Annotated in this window: 20 protein-coding genes; 11 read left to right on the forward strand and 9 right to left on the reverse strand. The window is 67.1% G+C overall.

Annotated features, from left to right (window positions below):
* Positions 1-70: 70 nt before the first annotated feature.
* The 5 genes from OG943_RS10010 to OG943_RS10030 all read left to right on the forward strand — a co-directional run bounded on the left by OG943_RS10010 (position 71) and on the right by OG943_RS10030 (position 3,403).
* Positions 71-262 carry a hypothetical protein gene (locus OG943_RS10010; RefSeq protein ID WP_328609436.1) on the forward strand — a complete coding sequence of 64 codons (192 nt, stop codon included), beginning with the start codon at positions 71-73 and terminating at the stop codon, positions 260-262.
* Between the two features lie 88 nt (positions 263-350).
* Positions 351-1,289: an RNA polymerase sigma-70 factor gene (locus OG943_RS10015; protein ID WP_328612040.1), complete on the forward strand. Its 939-nt coding sequence runs from the start codon at positions 351-353 to the stop codon at positions 1,287-1,289.
* Positions 1,290-1,327: 38 nt separating this feature from the next.
* Entirely contained in the window at positions 1,328-2,101 is a 774-nt protein-coding gene (locus OG943_RS10020; protein ID WP_328609437.1) for an SDR family oxidoreductase, read from the forward strand.
* A complete protein-coding gene (locus tag OG943_RS10025; RefSeq protein ID WP_328609438.1) occupies positions 2,101-2,505 on the forward strand; it encodes a hypothetical protein in 405 nt (134 codons plus the stop codon). The genes OG943_RS10020 and OG943_RS10025 overlap by 1 nt, the downstream gene beginning before the upstream one ends.
* A 157-nt stretch (positions 2,506-2,662) precedes the next feature.
* The gene (locus OG943_RS10030; protein WP_328609439.1) at positions 2,663-3,403 is read left to right on the forward strand and encodes a glycoside hydrolase family 75 protein; all 741 of its coding nucleotides are present in this window, start codon (positions 2,663-2,665) and stop codon (positions 3,401-3,403) included.
* Positions 3,404-3,622: 219 nt separating this feature from the next.
* Here OG943_RS10030 and OG943_RS10035 read toward each other — a convergent pair whose 3' ends face one another.
* Positions 3,623-3,943, reverse strand: a complete 321-nt coding sequence (locus OG943_RS10035; RefSeq protein ID WP_328609440.1) for a nitroreductase family deazaflavin-dependent oxidoreductase — start codon at positions 3,941-3,943, stop codon at positions 3,623-3,625.
* Positions 3,934-4,098: a hypothetical protein gene (locus OG943_RS10040; protein ID WP_328609441.1), complete on the reverse strand. Its 165-nt coding sequence runs from the start codon at positions 4,096-4,098 to the stop codon at positions 3,934-3,936. Before OG943_RS10040 ends, OG943_RS10035 begins: the two co-directional genes overlap by 10 nt.
* 281 nt (positions 4,099-4,379) lie before the next feature.
* Between OG943_RS10040 and OG943_RS10045 the strand changes: the two genes are divergently transcribed.
* Positions 4,380-4,511 (forward strand): hypothetical protein, encoded by a 132-nt coding sequence (locus tag OG943_RS10045; RefSeq protein ID WP_328609442.1) that lies wholly within the window; start codon positions 4,380-4,382, stop codon positions 4,509-4,511.
* 1,673 nt (positions 4,512-6,184) lie between these two features.
* Positions 6,185-7,258 carry an IS110 family transposase gene (locus OG943_RS10050; protein WP_328609443.1) on the forward strand — a complete coding sequence of 358 codons (1,074 nt, stop codon included), beginning with the start codon at positions 6,185-6,187 and terminating at the stop codon, positions 7,256-7,258.
* A gap of 587 nt (positions 7,259-7,845) precedes the next feature.
* Here OG943_RS10050 and OG943_RS10055 read toward each other — a convergent pair.
* From OG943_RS10055 to OG943_RS10070, 4 genes are all read right to left on the reverse strand, one after another.
* Positions 7,846-8,661, reverse strand: coding sequence for a hypothetical protein (locus tag OG943_RS10055; protein WP_328609444.1), 816 nt, complete (start codon positions 8,659-8,661; stop codon positions 7,846-7,848).
* A gap of 2 nt (positions 8,662-8,663) precedes the next feature.
* Entirely contained in the window at positions 8,664-9,857 is a 1,194-nt protein-coding gene (locus OG943_RS10060) for a DUF262 domain-containing protein (RefSeq protein WP_328609445.1), read from the reverse strand.
* A gap of 166 nt (positions 9,858-10,023) precedes the next feature.
* Positions 10,024-10,386, reverse strand: a complete 363-nt coding sequence (locus tag OG943_RS10065) for a hypothetical protein (RefSeq protein ID WP_328609446.1) — start codon at positions 10,384-10,386, stop codon at positions 10,024-10,026.
* Positions 10,387-10,617: 231 nt separating this feature from the next.
* Positions 10,618-10,758, reverse strand: coding sequence for a hypothetical protein (locus OG943_RS10070; protein WP_328609447.1), 141 nt, complete (start codon positions 10,756-10,758; stop codon positions 10,618-10,620).
* 45 nt (positions 10,759-10,803) lie between these two features.
* Between OG943_RS10070 and OG943_RS10075 the strand changes: the two genes are divergently transcribed.
* The 4 genes from OG943_RS10075 to OG943_RS10090 all read left to right on the forward strand — a co-directional run bounded on the left by OG943_RS10075 (position 10,804) and on the right by OG943_RS10090 (position 14,216).
* A complete protein-coding gene (locus OG943_RS10075; protein WP_328609448.1) occupies positions 10,804-11,022 on the forward strand; it encodes a hypothetical protein in 219 nt (72 codons plus the stop codon).
* Complete coding sequence (locus tag OG943_RS10080; protein WP_328609449.1) at positions 11,022-11,360, forward strand: hypothetical protein; 339 nt, start codon at positions 11,022-11,024, stop codon at positions 11,358-11,360. The genes OG943_RS10075 and OG943_RS10080 overlap by 1 nt, the downstream gene beginning before the upstream one ends.
* A 408-nt stretch (positions 11,361-11,768) precedes the next feature.
* Complete coding sequence (locus OG943_RS10085; RefSeq protein WP_328609450.1) at positions 11,769-12,764, forward strand: hypothetical protein; 996 nt, start codon at positions 11,769-11,771, stop codon at positions 12,762-12,764.
* Between the two features lie 210 nt (positions 12,765-12,974).
* Complete coding sequence (locus tag OG943_RS10090; RefSeq protein ID WP_328609451.1) at positions 12,975-14,216, forward strand: MFS transporter; 1,242 nt, start codon at positions 12,975-12,977, stop codon at positions 14,214-14,216.
* A gap of 39 nt (positions 14,217-14,255) precedes the next feature.
* Here the strand turns inward: OG943_RS10090 and OG943_RS10095 are convergent, their stop codons facing one another.
* From OG943_RS10095 to OG943_RS10105, 3 genes are all read right to left on the reverse strand, one after another.
* Positions 14,256-15,782, reverse strand: a complete 1,527-nt coding sequence (locus OG943_RS10095) for an FAD-binding oxidoreductase (RefSeq protein WP_328609452.1) — start codon at positions 15,780-15,782, stop codon at positions 14,256-14,258.
* A 363-nt stretch (positions 15,783-16,145) separates the two neighbouring features.
* A complete protein-coding gene (locus OG943_RS10100; protein WP_328609453.1) occupies positions 16,146-16,955 on the reverse strand; it encodes an enoyl-CoA hydratase/isomerase family protein in 810 nt (269 codons plus the stop codon).
* A gap of 109 nt (positions 16,956-17,064) precedes the next feature.
* Positions 17,065-19,038 (reverse strand): TIM-barrel domain-containing protein, encoded by a 1,974-nt coding sequence (locus tag OG943_RS10105; protein ID WP_328609454.1) that lies wholly within the window; start codon positions 19,036-19,038, stop codon positions 17,065-17,067.
* Positions 19,039-19,207: the final 169 nt, after the last annotated feature.

A 19,207-nucleotide genomic window follows, 5' to 3' on the forward strand; every position in this document is an offset into this window, starting at 1 on the left:
TCACCAGGAGCTCGGGAACGATGGTGATTCTTCGAGGGCTCTCGTTCGGCCCTCAGTCCATCCGTCGACCATGGCGGGATTCCTCGCCGAGATCAGCCGCACGCGTGAGAAACCGATCAAGCTGATGCACGGCAACCTCTGCTCGGCCATGTCGACGGGGATGCTGCTGCGGACGCACACGGCCGACTGCATCATCGTGATCCACGACGTCCACCACGGACGTGCCCGGCACATCCAGTTCCTCCGCCGGGAAACCCAATAAGGACAATCGGAAACGCACCTCGCCGGAGGCGGGCGCCGTGCCCAGGACGGATGACCGCGGCCATCGGCGACGCCGTGCGAGAATCGCGATTGTGAACCGTCCAGTGGAGCCCGGATCCGCGCCGGTCGCGGAGTTCGAACGGCAGCGGCCGCGGTTGTTCGGGCTGGCGTATCGGATGCTGGGTTCGGCCGTGGACGCGGAGGATGTCGTTCAGGACGTGTTCTTGCGGTGGCACGGTACCGAGCCCGGCTCGGTCGAGGTCCCGGCCGCGTGGCTGGTCAAAGTCACCACGAACCTGTGTCTCAACCGGCTCGGGTCGGCCCCGGTTCGCCGGGAGCGTTATGTCGGGTCGTGGTTGCCGGAGCCGGTGCTGACGCCCGACAGCGCGCTGGGGCCGATGGAGACGGCCGAGCAGCGGGAGACGGTGTCGCTGGCCTTCTTGGTGCTGGCCGAACGGCTCGCCCCGGGGGAGCGGGCGGTTTTCGTGCTGCGGGAGGCGTTCGGCTACAGCCATCGCGAGGTGGCCGAGCTGGTGGAGCTTTCGGAGTCGAACTGCCGGCAGCTGCACAGCCGGGCGCGGAAACGGCTGTCCGCCGCCCGGCTCCCGCGGTCTGCGGGCGACGTCGCCGGGAATCGGGTGCTGGTCGAGCGGTTCCTCGACGCCGCGCGTGGCGGTGACCTCGCCGGCCTGGAGCGGATGCTCGCCGAGGACGTCACCTCGGTCGCCGATGGCGGTGGCGCGCCCGGTGTCGCCCGGTTGCCGGTGCGCGGCGCGGCGAAGGTCGCGCGGTACCTGGCGACCGTCACCAGCCGGTATGCCGAAAGCCTCACGGTGTCCGTGCACGAGGTGAACGGGACTCCGGCGGTGTTCGGCTGGTCCGCGTCCACGCTGCTCGGCGTGTTCGTGCCGGAGATCGCGGACGGCCGGATCACCGGCATCCGGATCGTCGCCAACCCGGGCAAGCTCCGGTTCATCGGCGCGCAACTGGCCCGGTTGTCACGTTCCGGGGAGCCATCCGGTTCCTAGTGGGGCAAGGCGAGATTCCGGCCACCACGGAGCGAGACATGGCGAAACAGATTCTGGTCACCGGCGGCACCGGGCGCCTCGGGCGCGCGCTGGTGCCGCGGCTGCTCGACACGGGCCACGACGTGCGGGTGCTGACCCGCGGGAAGCACGAGCCGGCCGCGCACCGCTGGGTGGTGGGTGATCTGCGCACCGGTAGCGGGCTGGCCGGTGCGGCCGCCGGAGCGGACGTGATCATCCACCTGGCGACCACCACCGGCCGGGGTGATGTGGCCGCGACCGGCAGGCTGATCGAGGCCGCGACTGCGGCGGGCGCCCCGCACCTGGTGTACGTGTCGATCGTCGGGATCGACCGCATCGCGCTCGGCTACTACCGGGCGAAGCTGGCCTGTGAACGGCTGGTCGAGCGCTCCGGGCTCCCGTGGACGATCCTGCGCGCGACCCAGTTCCACGACCTGATCGCCACCATCTGCGATGTCCAGCGCCTGCTGCCGGTGACGCTGATGCCGTCGGGGCTGCGTTTCCAGCCGGTCGACGTCACCGAGGTGGCCGGCCGGCTGGTCACGCTCGCGGCGGGACCGGCCGCGAACCGGGCGCCGGACCTCGGCGGCCCGGAGGCACGGGAGGCCGCCGAACTGGCCCGCGGCTACCTCCTGGCGATCGGCCGTCGCCGGCCGGTGTGGGCGGTTCCCTTGCCGGGCAAGGTGATCCGGGACTATCGCGCGGGCCATCACCTCGCCCCGGACCGGGCGACCGGCCGGATCACTTTCGACGACTTCCTCGCCGGCGACCGTGCGCACGGACGGAGCCGGTGATGCGTCGGTGGCTTCGCGCCGGTCTCGGATTTCTCACCGCCACCCAGGCCGTCGTCGGCTTGTGGGCGCTGCTGCTGCCCGCGCGGTTCTTCGCGCTCGAGGTGGTCGGCATGGGCATGGCCTACAACAAGCACCTGATGCTCGACTACGGCGCCATGACCCTCGCCAGCGCCGTGGTGCTCGGCGCCGCGACCGTCCACAGGGGACAGTGGCTGACCCGGACCGCGCTCATCATGTACCTGACCTGGGTGATCCCGCACTTCTTCATACTCCTGACCATGCTCGACCATCTCACGCCCACGACCGGCACCCTGCTCATGGTCGCACTCGGCCTCGCGATCGCCCTGCCTGTCGCCCTGCTCGTCCTCGCCGGACGGGAGCCGCGCGGGCATGCCGGACGCTGACGTCCGTCCCGCGTGCTCCGGAGACCGGGACACCTGGTTAAAATCTTCGTAAAATCTATTACGTGTCCGGGGTCACAGTGGTTCACTATGTTAGGAAGGTTTCCTAATGAATGCTGGAGGTCGCCCGGTCATGTCATCCCCCTGTAGGCGCTTCGCGGTGATAGGCGCTGCTCTAGCGCTCGCCGCGCCGCTCGCTGTCAAGTCCGCCGACGCCGCCACGGCGGTCACGTCGGCCGCGGCTGCCCCGTCGTACACGGCCGCCCAGGTGCTGGCCGGCGTCAAGAAGAACAGTACGAGCGCGAACCAGGTCAACTCCAAACCCCACATCAACACCATGACGCGGGCCAAGAACGTGAACGCGTACCAGGTGGCGAAGGGCGTCTACGCCTACAGTTCCAGCTTGGCCGTGGACACCGACGGCAGCGACCCCGACCCCGATCCCGATCACCAGGGCTCGACGACTTTCAATGACAGCAACGGGAAAGCGCTGGGCGCGCACCACGTGCCGTTCTACGTGCTGGGCGACGACTGTTACGAGCGCACGAGCCCCTGCCCGCACTTCTTCTACAAGGAACACGGCATCAAGGGCCGGCAGTTCGCGCTGATGTTCTACAAGAGCAAGGTCATCGGCGCGATCTTCGGCGACACGCAGACCGGGAACGACCAGACCACCTCGGACAACGACTCCCGCGAACTGGGCGAGGCGTCCGTGAAGGCGGCCTCGCTGCTCGGCATCAACAGCAGCGGCACCGAAGGCGGCGTCGACAACGGCGTGACCGTGGTGATCTTCTCCGGCTCGGACTGGGTCGTGAACGGCACCAACTCCAACCTGAACGCCAATACCCAGGCCTTGGTCACCAAGGCGCTGGACAGCCTCGGCGCAAGTATGGGCCTCTAGCCGCGGCAACGAATCCAAGCTGAACGCGATCACCGCGATGCCGCCGCCGGCGAGCATGGTGGTGATCGCGTTCACGGACCCAACCGCGAGATGTTCTGTGTCTTCCGGCGCACCGGGCCTGATCAGAACAGGGATCGTCTCACGTGCCGTTGCTGGGGGTGGCCGGTGACATCAACGTCAACCCGCAACGCACCGCAGACGCCCAGCGGCGACTCAGCGTTAGATCCTCCGTAGCTCGAAGATGGGAAACATCCGAGTGGTTCTGGTCCGGTAGCCGCCCATCCGACCGGCCCGCTCGACGAGGCTGGAGAACAGCGCGTCACGCTCGTCGGCCGGCAGTTCACGGGCGGCGACGTCGTAGGATTCCGCGCAGATTTCGATGTGGGCCATGGGGTTGGCACGAAGGTTGTGCGCCCAGGTCGGATTCTCCGGCGCTCCGTCGTAAGTGCCGATGATGACGGTGCGGCCCTCGATCGTGAAGTACTCCAACGGGGTCAACCGCGCTTGGCCGGATTTGGCGCCCGCCATGGTCAACAGCAAGATATCCGCACCGCGAAGGTGCCATCGACCTTTCCGCTGTTGGCGCGGAACTCCTCGACGACGTCGCCGTTGAACGTCTTGAGTGCCTCGGGGTCGTGCTGAAGATCGGACCTGCCCAAAGCGCGAATCGCCGTGTCTGTGTCGATCTCGGTCATGGCCCCCATGGTCATCCGCTGGGCGCGTGTCATCCAGGACGGACCCTACCGGGTACTCGCACAACCTACCCACAGCCGGCCCGGCAGTGCCACAATCCGGGCATGCGCAAGTCGGAGCTGGGCGATTTCCCGTAGACGCGCAGGGCCGCGGTATCGCCGGATTCCGTTGGACTGCGTACCTTTCGCTGTACGGACGGGACATCGGCGCGTTTCTGGCGAACTTCCGGGCGTCGTTCGCGCAAAAGACCACCGACGGCAAGAACGTCCTCGCGCTCTTCGCCGTGGCGAACGACCAGAGCGTCCGCTGGAATCCGGTGAACCTCGGCGGTGGCGTGCTCGTCGGCTCGAACCCGTACCCGGCACTCGGCCAGAGGGCGGTGCAGGCGCCGTTCTCCGGGCCGTACCCCGGCTGATGAAGGATCCGGGGTGAGTTGACGATGGTACGTAACGCATTCCGGCACGCAGGTTCGCGGTGGCCCGGTTACTCAAGCGGCTGGTGCCGCGGTCGCTGCGGCGGCCCGATCGGCAGCAGCTGATCGCCGTGGTCCGGATCCTCGGCTGCCTCGGCGCGGTCGTGGGTAGCCTGCTGCGGCTGCGGCTCGATACCTCGGTGTGTCGTCGCTGTTGCCTCACTGAGACCCCGCGAGCAGGCGATCGACGGCAAGGCCGCCGAGTTCGGTGGTGATCCGCTCGTCGTGCTGCTGGAAGCCGGCCACCGCATCAACTGCTGATCGACAACGGCCCGCTGCCCAGGCTGTTCGGCATTGAGGGGCAGCTGTCCCGGCGGCCGGATGCCGCGGCCGTCTACGGTCCCGGAACGGTGCTGAACCCGATCGCGGACGCCGCGAAGAACGTGCTCGCCGGATCGGCGGGCGGCGCCAGGCGAGTGCGTCTGGTTCCTGCCGTGTGAACGTGATTGGCGAACACCCCGCTTGCGCAGGGAAGACCTTTGGGACCCTGGCGAATCTCATTGAATGATCGGCCACCTCGCTTGCGCGGGAGAACTGCTGGTCGTCGGTCGTCACGTTCAGCACCCCGCTCGCGCGGGGCGAACACTTCGTGAACGGGGCTGCACGCGTTGAATAGCCGGTCTTAATTCACTTTCGACGGTGCGTTGTCGATCAAGAGGAGACCCCACCAGCCATGGTGACAGTTGCCCCGCCGCCACTACGATTCGGAACCCGAGGATCCCGATACTGACCGCGGTCCGGCAGATTCAGCCGATCCGCGCCGGCACCTGTTCCTTGCACACCCGGCGAATCCGCCCCGCTGGAACCTGCGTTGCGATCGTGACGTCGCGCGCCGATCCCGGATCGGCGTGGTCCGGACGACACGGGAGTGCTGCGTTGTCGGCTGCCGCGACCGGTTGTGACTGTGCCGGGCTGGTCGCGTTGAGACCAGCCCGGCCGGGCACGTCGCGAGGCCGCGGTGCACGGCGTCGCTGCGGGCTAGCTGGGGCGGGCATGATGGTGGGCATGACCGTCGGCGAGCACTCGGCCCTCTGCTGCGGCTGCAGAACCATCTCGTTGCACAGCTCGTCGACGTTGTGGCGATGTTCCCGTCGCAGCCCGGCTGGTGCCACAACAGTGTCTACGCCTTGGTCCTCAGTCATGGCCGCTGGTTCCGGCCCGCGCCGCTGCCGGTCAGTTGGTCTCGCGGCTCGCCCGGAAGGCGTTTCGCCCACGCCACCCGGCATGTGGCCACGTACGACCTGGCTTACGTCGAGGGGTCCGTGCGCGCCAAGAGGCGCTTCTGATCGAGCGGAGGCGAAAGACCCCACCCCTGGGCTGTCGCAGCAGTTCGGGTGAAGCTGAGAGTGCTCTGCTCCGGGGGACTCCGGAGGGGGTGGAGAGCAGCTCTGACTGTGAGACTGTCTTTCGTCGCTCGAGGTGGTCTGACCCGTGCTACGACTGGCCCGATGAGTGCCCTGGCGTTGATCTGTCGGCTGCCTCGGGCGACGTGTCCGGATGACACGTCCGGACGGGCAGTGACCTCATAGGAGCCTGATCGCAGCAGGTCCCATCACAGTCCTGTCCGCCCGCCCGGCCGCGTCATGACCACGCAGCCCGGGAAGGACTCGCAGCCAGTGACCAGCATCCCCGATTCCGCTCGCCGGCGCATCGTCGTCGGCGTCGACACCCACAAGTATGCGCACGTCGCCGTCGCATTGGACTCCCTCGGTGCCCGGCTGGGCGACACCGTCATCACCGTCAACCGTGCCGGCTACGCCGAGTTCGAGCGGTGGGCGCGCCAGCTGGGGCAACTGATCACCTTCGGTGTCGAGGGCACCGGATCTTACGGGGCCGGGCTGGCGTCGTTCCTGCGCCGCCGGGGCCACCGGGTTGTGGAGGTCAACCGTCCTGACCGGCGCATCCGCCACCTGCACGGCAAGGACGATCCGATCGACGCCGAGTCCGCGGCCCGCGCTGTCCTGTCCGGCGTCGCCACCGCGACACCGAAATCCGCGGACGGATCTGCCGAAATGATCCGGCAGATCAAAATCGCGAAAGACACGGCCGTCAAATCCCGCAGCCAGGCCATCATCACGCTGAAAACCGTGATCGTGAACGCGCCACCCGAACTGCGGGAAGAACTGGAGCATCTCACCGACAAGAAACTTATCGAGCGCTGCGCCGACGTCAGCAATGACGGAATGATGACGCCGGTCGACGCGGCGCGCTACACCCTCCACTCGCTGGCCGAACGTTACCGCGAACTCGACCGCGAACTGCGCCTGCACGACCTGGTCCTCGCGACCCTCACCCGCCGGGCCGCACCCGCACTGACCGGCCTGTTCGGCATCGGAGCCGACTCCGCCGCCGAGCTGCTCGTCGTGGTCGGAGACAACCCCGGCCGCATCCACTCCGAGGCCGCCCTCGCGAAACTCTGCGGAGCCTGCCCCGTCCCCGCGTCCTCCGGAAACACCACCCGCCATCGACTCAACCGAGGCGGTCATCGCCAAGCCAACGCCGCGCTGCACAGAATCATCATCGTGCGGATGCGGTTCCACGAACCCACCATCAACTACGTCACACGCCGAACAACAGAAGGAAAGACCAAACGCGAGATCATGCGCTGCCTCAAACGATCGTTGATACGCGAAATCTACCAAATACTCGTCGCGCCACACAAGGTAAAATCGGAAGCAAATCCCGCTTGACATCTATAGGAGCATCAACGCCGGGGCACATCGGCGCCGCCAGACGGTGTGTGCGCGGCAATCGAGACTAGAAGGTGCACTTGCAGGAACCAGCGATAAAACCCCGTAAGCGACGTGCCGGCTCAACCGGGCAGATCTGGGCCGGTGTGCAGCGCGTGCTGGGACACAAGCAGGTGCCGCAGCAACCCCGAAGCTGAGAGTATCTGTCGGTGGGGAGGCCACGGCGAAGGTCCGCGGCGTAGCCGTGCCGATGCTGTCGGGCAGCAGTTGGACGCCTCCCACGTCGATCGATCGTGGGAACCGTTCCCGATCGCCGACCCGCAGCGACATCTGGTCGTTGCGATGGCAGGATCGTCGACGGCTGATGATCTCGGAACCGGGCGGAGGTCCTGTAGCAGTCCGAGCGGGCGAAAGGCGTGTACAGGGTGAAGGGTACCGGCGAGCCGACAGCCGACGACATGGAACGTCAGGAGTCCGCCGGTGAACACCGGCGATCCGGAGGCCGACCTCTATCGGACGAAGCGACGGGTCCCGAAGATCCAGTCCAAGCTGTTGGATAAACTCCCCCATGCCCCGATGCGGGTGAATCAAAGTTGTGCCCCGGATTCGGCCACTCTGACTCCTTGGTAAACAAGCGCCGACTGAGAGCCGCGATCAAGGAGGTCTTGCAGTTCATACAAGGAGTCACGTACACTCAGCCACCTCGCCCAAGCGTCACCGATTGACATCTGTTGGTGAACGGGCGAAGGTAAGCTCTCAAACGGGTATTTCCCTGCACGCGTTGACCGATGCGCAGCCTCTCCTCTGCCCGCAGCAAGGCTGCTAAGCGCCGCCACGAGTGTAGGACACTCTTCGCGCACCAAACCCTTACTGAATCCAAGAGGTTCTAGTAATCGACAAAGGTCGGAGTCTGAGACGCCATGACTGGCGCGGACCACATTGTCCCGATACCACACGCTCACCTTACTGATTAGCGTTACCTTATTAAGGGCCGGGCTCTCGTTTTCGCCAGAGGAACTCTTCTTGTCATTTGCTTTCATTCGCCGCACCTGCTCGGGAGTTGCGTAGAAATCCACGAAACTGTCTTGCTTTTCAAGCAAGTTGCTTATATTGTTCCTGAAGTAGATCGTAAGGGCGTGGAAGCAATGGTGCTGCATTCTCCCGTTTTTCGCCTGAGCCCAGTAAGCAACGTAGTCAAGACAGTGGGACTCCACAAATTCTTCGATTTCCGAACTGCAGAGAACCAGAAAAGCTCGAACTCTAATTCGCACCTCCTCCAGATATGGATCCGTTAGCTCTTCGGGATCCGCAGGAACGACTCCTTCGGAAGTCAATATGCTAAGCTCGTACGCAATTGACTCAATTGTATCGTTAAGCACGTCATGCTGCGGCCAGCTCGTCATTGCTACTCTGCTTCAGATAACGCAGAGACGCTGCCGGGAGGGCTTGTCGGGATTCCTGACATTGTTTGAAGCGCATTACCCCAGGCTGCGTATCGCGTCCGAACGGCTAGCGGAGTCTTGGTCGTGCTGGAGACCGAGTCAATGAAGTCGCGATCTTCCTCGCAGAGTCGCTCAAACTCATTCTTGGTAGATTCGGTGTTCGATAACTGCCATTCGCGCAGGCGGTCATCGGTTAGGTAATGAATCTGGACGTCGAAAATCGCACGGTTTAAGGAACGTTCGTAACGCCCCTTTGTGAATTTGCGGCAGACATTCTCATCCCATACAACCCTAGCGGCTGATATCGCTTTTTCGAGAACGTCGGTAGCCTGCCTAACTTTTTCCCCATTATCAAATTTCCACTCCGCAGTGAGGTGCTTCGCAGTCCCGTCCAGGAAGTTCTTCAGGTTGCCTTCATACGGCTGCACGCTGCAATAAAATGACAAGAACCGCAAGAGTAGCTCGGCGTCAACCATTCGTCGATCTGGCTTCGCCTTCTTCAGGAGTGCCCGAATTTCCGTACTCGAACCTGAGCGCTCGTCTACGAAGTCCATAAAGCTACCAGGAAAAAGTGCTTGCCTTAACTCTTGCGCTGATAGACGCAAGCTTCCGGAATTGAGTCGATAGAATACTGTGTAGAGAAAATCTTGACTGTGCCACTTGCGAAGGAGTACCGCTCGAATCGTCGCATTCTCGAATCTGATGGCCTCATTCGCAAACTCGTCTTGCATCTTCTCATAGTTTGCTCCATTTAGCCTTTTCGTTTCAGTAAGACCTGTCAACTTCAATTTATCTGAGATCCACTCAGCGTCGCGCGGGTCATTCGGGTCCGCGCAAAACTGTCGAATTGCCAAAAGTCGCTGCTTGCCGTCAATCACCATGTAGCGACCGGGCGAGTTATGGTCTTCAGCCAAGACGATCTGGGGTACGGGGTAGCGTTGCACAAGAGATTCTATGTACCTGGATTTTGCGACTCGAGTCCAGGCGTCTCGCCGCTGGAAATTCGGGTTCAAGTCAATGCGACCTTTGCGCATCTGACTTACGACTGTCTCGACCGTCCAATCCACGGTCGTTGTCGCTGCTTCGTCCTCATCCCAGGGTGCGAGGTCCAGCTCGTCTTCGCCGGACTCGTCATCGAAGTCTTCCAGATCATTCATCCGCGAAGTGTATCGTCTGGAGTCGACGATGTGCGATGACCTCGCCGTAGGTATGTCGCTCTTGTAGATGTCTCGCGCTACGCAGCCCCAACCTACGGCGGACATACCTCAGGCTGCCGCGTAGATGTTCCTCGAGCCTAGCCGTCACAGCCCATCTTACAGGCCGTCACGCATATCTCGCTCGCCGTGACGACCACAAAGACTGGTTGACCTGCGAAGATGTTGCTATCACGAATCGGTTTCCGCGGCGCCGGTTTCGAGTCCGGTGCTCGTGCCGGCGCTTGAGTCTGCGTTCGAAGTCATCGTCGCCGACGGGGAAGGACTCGGATGGTCCTGCGGCGGGCTGAGCACGAAGATTCACCTTGCCGGCGTGCCGGACACGCAGGAACATCGCGACGCCCGAGCCGCCTTCGCCGTAGCCCACCGAAACCTCGCCGGACTCGCGGGGCCAGGACGCCTTGCCGTTGGCCTGTACGGCGGTCTCGGCGAGCCGGGTGCCGATCTCGCGGGCGCGGTACTCCGCAGGCACGCCGTGCCGTGACCGGCCGCACCAGTGAGCGCGCCGGTTTCCTTGAACAGCAACGGATGCCCGGCGGCATTACGCAGCACGCGGGCGGCGAGCTCGAGCCGGCCGAGCGACGAGAGCCCCACGCGACGCCCGCCGAACCGGAGTGCAGGCCCAGCAGCATCGTGTCGTGTGCGGTCGAGTGGCGCAGCGCCCACTCGAGGAACTCGTCGGGCACCTCGCTTCGCACCTCGTTCAGCGCTGGAACGTGCCGTACACACCGTTCGCCAGCGAGAGCGGGTTCGTCTCGAACACCAGCAGGTCGCACGGGAAGAGCCGGTCGTCGCGGGTGCGGTCGGCGGTGGCTCGCAGGTAGTCGGCGAACCTGTCGATCACCGTTTCCACGCGCTTGCGCAGCGCGAGCTGGCCCAGGTCGACGCGATGGAGGAGAAGAAGCCCGGCTGCCACGGGTTGCGGCTGCTGCTTGACGCCCTCGCCGGCGAGCCCGGCTCCACCGACGGCACCCACGCCGCGTGCCGCATGCGCTGGAACCGGCAGTTCAACCAGCTGGTCGACGCCGTCGTCCTCGGCCGCGAAGGCTTTGAGGGGAAAGCGAACGAAGCCGTCGCCGAGGCACTGGAAGCCACCGCCCCTACCTGATGGCCCGTCGCCTCGGCCTGCGGTTCGTCGCGGAAACCGCGGCCGCCGACGTCTGGGGCGACCCGGTGACGTGGCTGAAGAATGCCGAGGAGTACTTCCACTCCGCCGAGATCCCCGCCGTCGCCAGCGCGTGCCGCGGCCTGCTGCGCCGAACCGGCGTGCACGTGCAGCAGCAGCGGCGGACGGGGCTCGACTGGGTGCCGACGCGGAGCAGGCGGATGCCGGTGGGGTCTCCGCACTGGGTCCGCCGGCGTCTCACCACCGGACGTCGAAGGACCGCGCTTGCCAACGATCGGGGATGGCCCTCGAAGCGATTCGTACCGCGCTTATGCGCCTGACCGTCTCCGTCCGCGTGGTCGGTGGTGGTTCCGCCGAGAGGTCTGGTGCAAAATTCACGAGGCGGATCACGCCGGCCTTGGGCGACCCGCACGGCCTATCAGGCCCAGTGGTCGTCGATCCGGTCTGTGTCCGCGCCCGCGACGATCCCGACGAGCTGTGGCTGGGATCGTCGCGGGCCACCGCCAGTGGTCAAGAACTCGCGCAGCGGAGGTCATCAGCTGTTTCGCCTAGGACACCATAGGTTCATGTCTCCCGATTCCGACACCGCCTGGACCCGGGACTCCCGAAGTCGGGACGGGTCCCGCTTGCGGGCGAGCGGCAGGCAACCGGACGGCCTCGGGGAGCGTGCTACGAGCGGGGCCGCGGCGGGGGCGGCTTCACGATGTCGCACTGAACGAGGGGGAACCGTGAAACGCACGCTGAAGGCAATCCTGGCCGCCGCACTGGCTCTGGTCCCGATGGTGACGGTCACGTCGGGCACCGCGGCCGCGCGCGGCGCCGGCGAATGCACGTGGATACAGGCGGCGCTGCCCCTGCCCGCCGGGCAGAGCCGGGGATACGTCTCCGCCGCCGCGAACGGCGGCTGGGTCGCCGGCAGCGGGTCCTCCAGCGCGATCCGCTGGCACAACGGTGTGGCCGAAGACCTCGGCCGGGCGTTCGGCGAGCAGACCGATCTGAACGACATCAACTCCGCGGGCACCGCGGTCGGGGTGACCTACGCCAACAGCTTCGAAGACGACGCGGTCGTCTACCGGGACGGCCGGTTCACCGCCCTTCCGATACCGCCGGGCCACCGGACGGCACGAGCCCTCGCGGTCAACGACGCCGGTGACATCGTCGGGACCGCACTCGGCATCGGCGACAACTTCGACCTGACGATCTGGCCGGCCGCCGCGCCCGGCACGGTGCTGACGATCAACCCCGACCCCACCGTCTACGGTTATGTCAGCCCGGTCGAGATCGACGAGCAGGGCCGCATCCTGATCCGCGCGGAGAGCTCGCAGGCCGACTACTTCGTGCGGTACCCGGACGGGACGATGACCAAGCTCGCGCTGGGCACCGACTACGTCAGCGCGTTCCGGAACGGCCGCATCGCGGGCGAGAAGTACGAGGACGACCGATTCGTGACCGCCGAATGGGACCTGACCGGCACGGTCGTCCGCCGGCTGGATGCCTGGGCAACCGAGCCCGCCGTCGACTCCGGCACCCGCACGACCGGCACCTACCGGACCGCCGGCGGTGGCTACGCGCTCGGGGTCTGGGAAAGCGAGGCCCTCACCGACACCCTCGTCACCAGCCCGGACTCCGGCGGCTTCGGCGGTCCGGTGATCACCGACGACGGCGTCATCGCGACCACGATCGGCTCCACAGCGGCGACCTTCAGCCACAGCTGTCCCGCGTAGCTCGGACTCCCTTACCTGGGGCGAAGGGCGCTTTCCGGACAGACGCGCTGAAGTCCACCGGCGTTGCGGTGTGGCGCCGGACACGAGCGGGCCGGCGAGCGGGCGGGGCTTGCGAAGATCGAGTCGTGAGCACGGAACTTCTCAGCGCCGAAATACCAGGCTCGCCCGCGTGGGTTCGCCGCGCGGACGGCAGCGGGGCGGTGGCCGCGCGTGGCTGAGGAGTTCCGGCTGCGCTCGGTGGCCGTCGCGGTGTACGGGCCGGCCGCGTTGTTCGGGCTCGCCGAGGGGGCGATGCTGCCGGTCGTGGCACTGAGCGCGATCGACCGCGGCGCCACGACGCCGGTCGCGGCGCTGATCGGGGCGGTGCTCGGGATCGGGGCGCTGGTCACGAACATCCCGGCGGGCATCCTCGCGACGCGGGCCGGCGAGCGGAAGTCGATGTTGCTCGCCGCGGCGGTGTCGGCCGTGGGACTGGTGCTGTGCCTCGTGAACATCGGCACGGGGCCGGGCGCGCTGGTGCTCTACGGCGCCGGGGTACTGCTGATCGGTGCCGCGAGCGCGGTCTACAGCCTCGCGCGGCAGTCGTACCTGACGGAATCCGTGCCGCTGCACATGCGGGCGCGGGCGTTGTCGACGCTCGGCGGGACGATGCGCGTCGGGCTGTTCGTCGGGCCGTTCGCCGGGGCGGCGGTCATGCAGTTCTGGGGCCAGGCCGGCGCGTACTACCTGAGCCTCGCGGCGGTGCTCGCCGCCGGTGCCGTCGTGTACCGGGTGCCGGACCTGGAGACGACCGCGGAACACCGCGCGGCCGCGGCGGCGATCACGACGTGGGGGATGGTCAAGCGGAACTGGCACGTGTACGCCACCTTGGGCATCGGGATCCTGCTGCTCTCCGGGATCCGGCAGACGCGCCAGACCGTGGTCCCGCTGTGGGCGGCGCACCTCGGCCTTTCGCCCACGGCCAGTTCGCTGATCTACGGCTTCGCCGGCGCGATCGACGCGCTCGTGTTCTACCCGGCGGGCAAGGTGATGGACCGGCACGGCCGCCGGTGGGTCGCGGTGCCGTCCGCGTTCGTGCTCGGCGCTTCCTTCGTCCTCATGCCGCTCACGCACGGCGCGGTGCTGCTCGCCCTCGTGGCCATGGTGATGGGGTTCGGCAACGGCATCGGCTCGGGCATCGTGATGACGCTCGGCGCCGACGTCTCCCCGGCCGTGGGCCGCCCGACGCACCTCGGCGTCTGGAACGAACTGGCCGACGTCGGTTCCGGCCTGGGCCCGCTGCTGCTCGCCGGCGTGACCGCACTCGCCGGGCTCGGGCTGGGGATCGTCGTCAGCGGACTGGTCGGCTTCGCCGCGGCCGGAGCGTTGTGGACGTGGATTCCGCGGCCGGCGCGCGGACTTCGCCCGACCGCGGTGCGAAGTCCGCCATCGGAACGGCAGGAGGCGGACTGACCGGGTACGAAACCGGTCAGCCCGCCGTTCGCCCCGGGGTCAGCTGCCCACGCTCTGGGCGTGGTGGAAGAGGTTCCCGGGGTCGTACTGCCGCTTGGTCCGCAGCAACCGCGGGTAGTTGCCGCCGTAGTACGCCTGCTGCCAGTTCGTCAGCCGCGTGTCCGGGAAGTTGATGTAGGACTCGCCCGCCGACACCGGGTCGAGCAGGTTGAAGCCCCGGTCGACCCAGGCCACCATGGCCGCTTCTTCCTCCGCGGGCACGGAGGGGCGCTGGGTCAGCGCGCCGAACCCGGTCATGAACTGGGCGCTGCGGTGCCAGTACGCGGTCGCGTCCCGGGAGATTTCGTTGGCTCGCCCGCCGGTGGCCGAGAAACTCAAGGTGCGGGTCTCCCCGGCCCGGCGGTCCGTGTCGAACATCGCGAGCGCGTCGGTGAGCGGCGGACCGACGACCGGGCGGTCGAAGATCCGCGTGCGCTCGCGCAGCAGCCCGTTGCGCGGCAGCCTCGCGTCCGGGGTCTGGCCGACGAGATGGCACTCCTGGGAAGTGATCTGCCCGCAGCCGTACTCCTGGCGCATGACGTCCTCGTAGGACAGCTCATGGACCTGCCGGTTTGTCGGCTGCGTGCCGGCCTCGGCAGCGAGCGCGTCGAGCCCGTTTTCGAGCTCCTGCTGCGAACCCCAGTACGCGCCGGACAGCATGACCAGCGGGGTGGCACCGGGTGCGGCGTCCGGCAGCACGACGACGAAGCTCGATCCGAGGTCGTGGGAACCCGAAACACTCCACTTCTGCCAGGCTTCGGCGACCTCGGCCGCCTTGGTCCAGTCCCAGGCGGTGGTGAAGTAGACCCCCCGCGGCTGGTCGATCGGGGATACCTCGAAGTCCAGCACCACGCCGAAGTTCCCGCCGCCACCGCCGCGCAGTGCCCAGAACAGGTCCGGCTCGCAGGTCGCCGAAGTCTGGACGACCCGGCCGTCCGCGAGCACGACCGTGGCCGAGACCAGCCGGTCCGAACCGGTGCCGTACTTGCGGGTCTGCAAGCCGACACCGCCGCCGGTGAGGAACCCGCCAGGGCAGACGGTGGGGCACGTGCCGGAGACGACCTGGCGGCCGGCCGGGGCCAGCGCGGTCAGCACGTCGATCGACATCGCGCCCGGGCCGACGTGCACCGTGTCGCCGGTGACCTCGGCCCGGTTGAAGCTCGACAGGTCGATCACCAGACCTTCACCGGTCGACCAGCCCGCGAGGTTGTGGCCGCCGCTGCGGGTGCGCAGGTCCACCTGGTTGGCCTGCGCGAACCGCAGGCAGGTCTGCACGTCCTTGACCGTCTTGCAGTAGGCGACCGCCTGCGGGTTCACCGCGCTGTATTCGCCGAGGTAGACGGTTTTCGCGTAATCGTAGGTGGCGTCGCCGGGGCGGATCAGGTCTCCGGTGAGCGCGGCCCGCAGCCGCTCCCACTCGCCGGTCCCCGGCGTGCCCGCGGCGAGCGCGCCCGATCCGAACGCGGTCGCGGTAGCGGCCAGCGCCAGCCCGCCCGCTGATTTGAGAATGGTTCTTCTGGTAAGCATGAGATTCCTCCCTCGATGCCTTGAAAGCGTGCGGATTCCGCAGTCGAACCCAGTAACCCCCAGACCCCCTGCGCTTTCCGCCACTTCGGGTACGGCTCCGCCGGAGCGGAGTCCGGCGACACTATCCGCCAACCCCGGGCACCGTCCAGATTCATGGCACTGGCCTTTCACCGCCGATCTGGATGGGGGCGCCGGGGCCAGGTGCGAGCCCACCCGTGGTTGCTCGATCGTCGCGAACAGGCCACGCGTTGTCTGTCCACAGCAGACTCAAGGTCGACCGAGATCGCGCGCTTCCCTTGTTGAGACCGGACCTGTACAGACTGTTGCCGGAGTCGGCGGGGGGTCAGCCGGGCCGCCGAGCGGTCATCCCTGCCACCGCTTGGGGTCGGGCTTGCGGTGTTCGCGGTGCGACGCCAGGCCTTCGTGTACCTCGGGGCCGCCGAAGCCGTAGAACTCGAGTGCCAGTGAGGAGTCGAACAGCGCGCCTGCGACCTGTCGGTACCACATGTTCAGCGATTGTTTGGTGAAGCGGATCGCGTTCGGGGCGCCGGTGGCCAGCTCGTGCGCGATCTCGCGCGCGGTCGGCAGTAGCTCGTCCGCGGTGTCGACGCACAGGGAGACCAGGCCGATCCGCTCGGCTTCCGCGCCGGTCAGCGGGCGGCACGTCATCAGGTAGTACTTGGCTTTGGCCATCCCGCACAGCAGCGGCCAGCAGATCGCCGCGTGGTCGCCGGCCGCGACGCCGAGGCGGGTGTGGCCGTCGATGATCTTCGCGTCCGCGGTGACGACCGAGACGTCGGCCAGCACACCGGCGACCAGCCCGGCGCCGACGGCGGGGCCGTGGATGGCGGAGATGATCGGCTTCGAGCAGTCGATGACGTTGTAGACGAGGTCTCGGGCCTCGCGCATGGTGCGGGTGCGGGCCTCGTAGTCGGTGGCCAGTTTCTCGACCAGGTCGAACGAGCCGCCCGCGGAGAAGCCCTTGCCCTCGCCGCGTAGCAGGATCGCTTTGACGGCCGGGTCGCGGTCGAACTCGCGCCAGATGTCGGCGAGGTCGGCGTGCGCGGCCTCGCTGACCGCGTTGAGGTTGGGCGCGTCGAGGACGAGTTCGAGCACGCCGTCTTCGTCCGGGCCGTCGACCCGCAGGTGTTCGAAACGTGCGTAGCGGCTCATGCCTTTCCCTTCCCGAGGAACAGGCCCTCGCGGTCGTACTTCCGAAGCTGCTGGACATCATCGTCCGAGACGGCCGGAAGTTCCGCCAGGCTGTTGGCCAGGACGAGGGTCAGCGGGTCAGTGCCCCGATGAGGTCCGCCCAGCCCGGAGCGCCGATCCGGACGAACATGGGCGCGGTGTCCAACGGCGCCGGGTAGTTGTGCAGCGTGCGGCCGCCCGGTTCGATTCGCTTGGTGTGGGGGTCGAACCACAGTCCGGCGGGCAGCGTGATGTCGCGGGCGGTGCCGGCGGTGATCATCGGCGCCGCCAGCACGGCGGGGCCGAGCATCCACTCGTCGTCGATCGTGTCGAAGCGGTGGTCCGCCGGGAAGTCGAAGTACACCGGACGCATGATCGGGGTGCCGTCGGCGACCGCCTGCTGCACCTGTGTCTTCAGATAGCCCGCCAGCTTCGCGTGGGTGCTGACAGCGTCGGCGTACAGCTTCGCCGTGTCGGCCGGGTAGACGACCGTCTTGCCCGTCGTCGTGTCGACCGTCGTCACCGGGGACGTCGACGCGTACATCAGCGGCATCAGCGACGCGGCCTGGGCCCAGCGGACCAGCACCTCGCGGGTGGGCGGCGGCATGCTGTTCGACCCGCCGATCATGTCCGTCTCGACGAACGGGTAGCCATCGGTCGAGATCGCCGACGCACGGCGCAGGGAGGTGCGCAGGCCGTCCCAGGTGGTGTCCGCGTCGACCGCCCGGATCACGAACCCGTAGTGCTGGTTGCCCCAGTGCGTGCGGATGCCCGCGCCCTGCTGGTCGAACGCGTCCGTCATGTCCGCGCCGAGCTTCTGGTAGTCCTGCGGGGTCAGGTTCCCGGTGGTGGCGCACCGGTCGTCGAAGAAGCGGGTGTCGAACTTGAAGCCGTCGACGCCGTAGTCCGCCATCAGCTTCCGCAGGTTGCCGGCGTACCAGTCGCGGGCCTGCGGGTTGCCGAGGTCGATGATGCCCGCGGTGCCGTTCCACCAGGTCACCGTGCACGGTTCGGACGTGCTCCCCTTGGCGTGCACCAGGTAGCCGTGGTCCCGGGCGTAGGCGTAGTTCGCCGAGTCCAGATTGACCCAGAACGTCGTCCACAGGCCGAACTTCTGGCCCATCGCGTGGATGTCGCCGGCCAGCTTCTTCGGGTCCGGGAACGTCTTGGCGTCGAAGGTCAGGTTGCCGTAGTTCGACTCCCATTTGTCATCGAGCTGCACGGTGTGACCGCTGACGCCCGCCTTCTGCAGGTCCCGCGCCCACGAGAGCACCTTGTCCTGGTCGATGTCCCGGTAGTACTGCGCCCAGGAATTCCACAGTGGACTCGTGAACTCGGCGTCGGTCGCGTCGCTCTTGGCGGGCTTGCCCACCTCGCCGATGTAGTCGTCGTACACCGCGCGGCGGCTCGACTCGACGAAGACCGTGCTCGTGTACTCCGCGGAGTTCGTGACGGTCAGGTCGGCGCGCCCGCCGGCCAGCGCGACCTTCATCGGCTGCGCGGTGCGGACGAACAGGCCGACCGACTTCGAGGTGAAGAAGTACGGCTCCTGCATCATGTAGCTGGCGGGGGAGAACTCCGGCTCGTCGACCACGCCGGCGGAAAGCGGGTACGGCTGGGCCTTCCCCTCGCTGGTTTCGCCGCCGCCGTACCAGTGGCCGGACGTCGCCAGGTCGAAGTGGGTCGCCCGCCGGCCGGCGGCGAGCCCGCCGACCGACCAGCTCAGGTCGAATCGGTCCGGGCGCGGGGTGATCCGCAGGGTCACCGTGCGGCCGGCGGTGCTGTCGGCCTCGGCGACGACGGTCGCGCCGTCCCGCGAGACGGACCGGACGCGGGTCGCCACGCCGCCGTCGAAGGTGAACGCGTCAGCCGCGGTGCGCAGCACCTGCTCACCGCCGCGCGACACGCTGATGCCCAGCCGGGCGGTGTCGATGCGCAGCTGGTAGCCGGGGGAATCGGGGCCGCGCGGCACCGAGACGGACGAGAGCGAATCTGCGGCGGCGGGAGCCGCGACGGTGCCGGCGAGGACCAGCCCGGCTGCCGCGTACGCCAGTCGTCGATGCACTTGAGCCTCCCGAAATGCAAGATGATGCTCGTTGGCGCGTTGTAATGTGCAGTAATAAGCACATGGGATGGGAGGGTTTGTCAAGGTCTGTGGGCCATCCGGCGATGTGGCGACGCGGCGGGGGCGCTGGGCCTGTGGCGACGTGACGGCAAACAGGCCGGACCTCGCG

This window comes from Amycolatopsis sp. NBC_00345, assembly GCF_036116635.1.
Lineage (GTDB): Bacteria > Actinomycetota > Actinomycetes > Mycobacteriales > Pseudonocardiaceae > Amycolatopsis.